This window comes from Desulfovibrio sp. (genome assembly GCF_035644575.1).
GTDB lineage: Bacteria > Desulfobacterota > Desulfovibrionia > Desulfovibrionales > Desulfovibrionaceae > Desulfovibrio.
Genome location: NZ_DASQOG010000064.1, coordinates 1 through 2,846, shown reverse-complemented (window position 1 = coordinate 2,846; position 2,846 = coordinate 1). Strand labels below are relative to the sequence as shown.

The following is a 2,846-nucleotide window of genomic DNA, read 5'->3' as shown; positions in this document are numbered from 1 at the left end:
AGTTGGCGGCAAATATTTTTTGCATGGCGTCCTCAAGGATCAGATGGAACAAAGATAAATGAGCGCGTCTTCGCCAGTATCGGTATAATACTTTTTGCGCACGCCCTCTCGCTTGAAGCCGCAACTCTCATACAGACAAATGGCGGGCCTGTTGCCCACTCTGACTTCAAGCAAGATTTTGTTTATAGCCATTTTACGCGCAAGGCGCAAGACCACGCCCAATATACGCCGCCCGTGGCCTCTGCGACGTTCATCCGGCAAAACTGCAAGATTGAGTATTTCCAGTTCATCCAGCGTGTGATACACTGATATATAGCCAATCAGCGCCTCATGCCGAAACATTCCCAGTGCCGAAAAAGCCTTTTGCCCAAAGGCGGCAGCGCACTGCTCTTCTGACCAGGGCAGAGGAAAACACTGGCGCTCAATCTCGTACATGGCGGCGGCATGCTGCGGCCCAAGCATCTGAAGGCGTTCGTCCCGCACTGTGGAAGCATTCATGAAAATCAGCCTTTATCCTTCATTAGGCAACACTCCTGACTTGCAGGAGGTTGTAGACCACAACAATATACCGCTGTGCATCATGCGAGGCGAGGACATACTGCGGCAGAACCTGCGGCACCGGGCAGTGGGCCTGCTTGTGCGCGACCGGCTTGGGCGCGCCCTGCTGACGCACCGCCCTGGCCTTGGCTGGGGATTTTCGTCCTTCGGGCGGTTGCCCGCCGGGCAATCGAGCGAGCACAAGGCGCAGGAGCTGTTTAACAGCGACTGGAACCACGAAGGGCGCATACTGCCGCTCGGCGTTTCCCCGCCGGGGCCGGACAACTTCAACGCCTTTGTGGCGCTGTATGAGGGCCGCATGCCCTCTTCGCTGGCTGCCGCCGCCGTGCGCGACCCGGATCAGCACATGCTGGTCGATTATGACGAACTGCGGGGCCTTGGCGTGCACTTTGGCGAACTGCTTTCGCCCTTTTTGCGGCAGGCGGTGCAGTCTGGCCTTGTGCGCCCGCGCTGACCTGCCCGCACGCCCTTAATGCACCCGCGCGCAAACCTGCCAGTTGTAAAACCTGCCCGCAGCCTGCGCGCAGGCCGTGCAGCGCTGTGTCTTATACGGCTGTGGGGCCAAGCAGATCAACAGCTTCCTGATGCACCAGCCCATTGGAGGCCATGAGCACATCGCCAAAATGCAGGGCTTCGCCGCGCAAGTTGGTAACCTTGCCCCCGGCTTCTTCCACCAGCAGCAGGCCAGCGGCAAAATCCCAGGGTTTCAGCCCTTCCTCATAAAACATGTCCAGCCTGCCGCAGGCCACATAGGCCATATCCACCGCCGCCGCGCCTATGCGCCGCAGGCCCTGGCTTTTGGGCAGCACAAGGGAGAGGCGTTCCAGTATTCTGTTGAGCCGCCCGCTAAAGTCATAAGGAAAGCCCGTGGCCACCAGCGCATCGCCCAAAGTTTCAGCCTTGCTCACGCTTATGGGCGCGCCGTTGAGGTACGCGCCCTGCCCGCGCTGCGCGCTGAAGCATTCGTTCATCATGGGAATGTTGACCACGCCAAGCTCCACATGATCCTTGTTCCAGAGCGCCACTGAGGTCGCCACCTGCGGGATGCGGTGCACAAAGTTGGTTGTGCCGTCCACCGGGTCGATGATCCAGCACAGGCCGCCCGGTTCCTTCTCGCTTTCGCTGCTTTCCTCAGCCATAAAGGCGGCGCCGGGCACAAGGTTTGCCAGTTTTTCCTTCAAAAAGGCTTCCACCGCCAGATCTGTCTGCGTGACCAGATCAATACGGCCCTTGTGCCGCACGTTGCTGGGCTTTGCCCAGTGCTCGCGCACAATGTCGCCGCTCTGGCGCACAATTTCCAGACATCCCTGCAAAATATCCTGTGATGCAAACATGGGGCTTCCTTTACGCGTGCGGGTTCTGCAACGCAAAATGCCGCAGGGTGGTCACCCCGCAGCAGACAGTTTTCAGAAAATGGATTGTCGCGGCCTCTCGGCAAGCGGGGCTGGCGCAGCTAGTTAATAAAGACAGAATGGTACAATTGGCGGTCAAGCATGGCGCGGGCTGTGCCGCGCAGCACGGTGGTCAGGGGGTCTTTGTCCACAAAAACCTTGAGGCGCGTTTCTCTGGCGATAAACTGATCCAGCCCCTTGAGCAGAGAACCGCCGCCAGCCATGAGCATGCCGTTACGGTAAATATCCGCAGCCAGTTCAGGCGGCGTTTTTTCCAGCGCGCGCATCACTGCGCCAAGGATTGCCAGCACAGGCTCGCGCAGGGCTTCGCGCACATGGCCTTCCGTCACCTTGACCACGCGGGGCGCGCCGCGAACCAGATCCTTGCCCGAAACTTCGAGCACCGGCGCATTGGGCATGGGCATGGCGGAACCAAGAATTTTCTTCACGTTTTCCGCTGTATTGTCGCCAACTTCCATGCGGAAAACATCACGCATGTAGCGTTGCACGGCCATATTCATGGCATCGCCCGCCACGCGCACAGACTGCGCATTGGCAATGCCCGCCATGGTAATTACAGCCACCTCGCTTGTGCCGCCGCCAATGTCGAGCACCAGATTGCCCAGAGGCTCGTGAATGGGCAGGTCTGCGCCGATTGCCGCCGCCATGGGTTCCTCGACCATGGCCACATCGGCAGCGCCTGCCAGAATGGCCGAGTCGATGACCGCGCGTTTTTCCACCTGGGTGATGCCCGTCGGAATGCAGATGACCATGGAGGGCTTGACCAGCCGCAGCCCGGTAATGGCCTTGCGCACAAAGTAGGAGATCATTTCGCGGGTGATGTCGAAGTCGGCGATGACGCCGTCCTTCATGGGGCGCACGGCCTTGATGCGCTGG

General features: G+C 59.5%; 4 protein-coding genes. 1 reads left to right on the top strand and 3 read right to left on the bottom strand.

The window, feature by feature from the left end:
- Positions 1 to 39: 39 nt before the first annotated feature.
- Positions 40 to 498 carry a ribosomal protein S18-alanine N-acetyltransferase gene (gene rimI, locus VEZ52_RS03150; RefSeq protein ID WP_225529810.1) on the bottom strand — a complete coding sequence of 153 codons (459 nt, stop codon included), beginning with the start codon at positions 496 to 498 and terminating at the stop codon, positions 40 to 42.
- Here rimI and VEZ52_RS03145 point away from each other — a divergent pair.
- Positions 497 to 1,012, top strand: coding sequence for an NUDIX hydrolase (locus VEZ52_RS03145; RefSeq protein ID WP_324835494.1), 516 nt, complete (start codon positions 497 to 499; stop codon positions 1,010 to 1,012). The two genes, rimI and VEZ52_RS03145, sit on opposite strands and share 2 nt — an antisense overlap.
- A gap of 91 nt (positions 1,013 to 1,103) precedes the next feature.
- Here VEZ52_RS03145 and VEZ52_RS03140 read toward each other — a convergent pair whose 3' ends face one another.
- Together VEZ52_RS03140 and VEZ52_RS03135 are read right to left on the bottom strand one after the other, a co-directional pair.
- Complete coding sequence (locus tag VEZ52_RS03140) at positions 1,104 to 1,892, bottom strand: inositol monophosphatase family protein (protein WP_324835493.1); 789 nt, start codon at positions 1,890 to 1,892, stop codon at positions 1,104 to 1,106.
- Positions 1,893 to 2,011: 119 nt separating this feature from the next.
- The coding region (locus tag VEZ52_RS03135; RefSeq protein WP_324835492.1) for a rod shape-determining protein at positions 2,012 to 2,846 on the bottom strand (835 nt) is incomplete at its 5' end.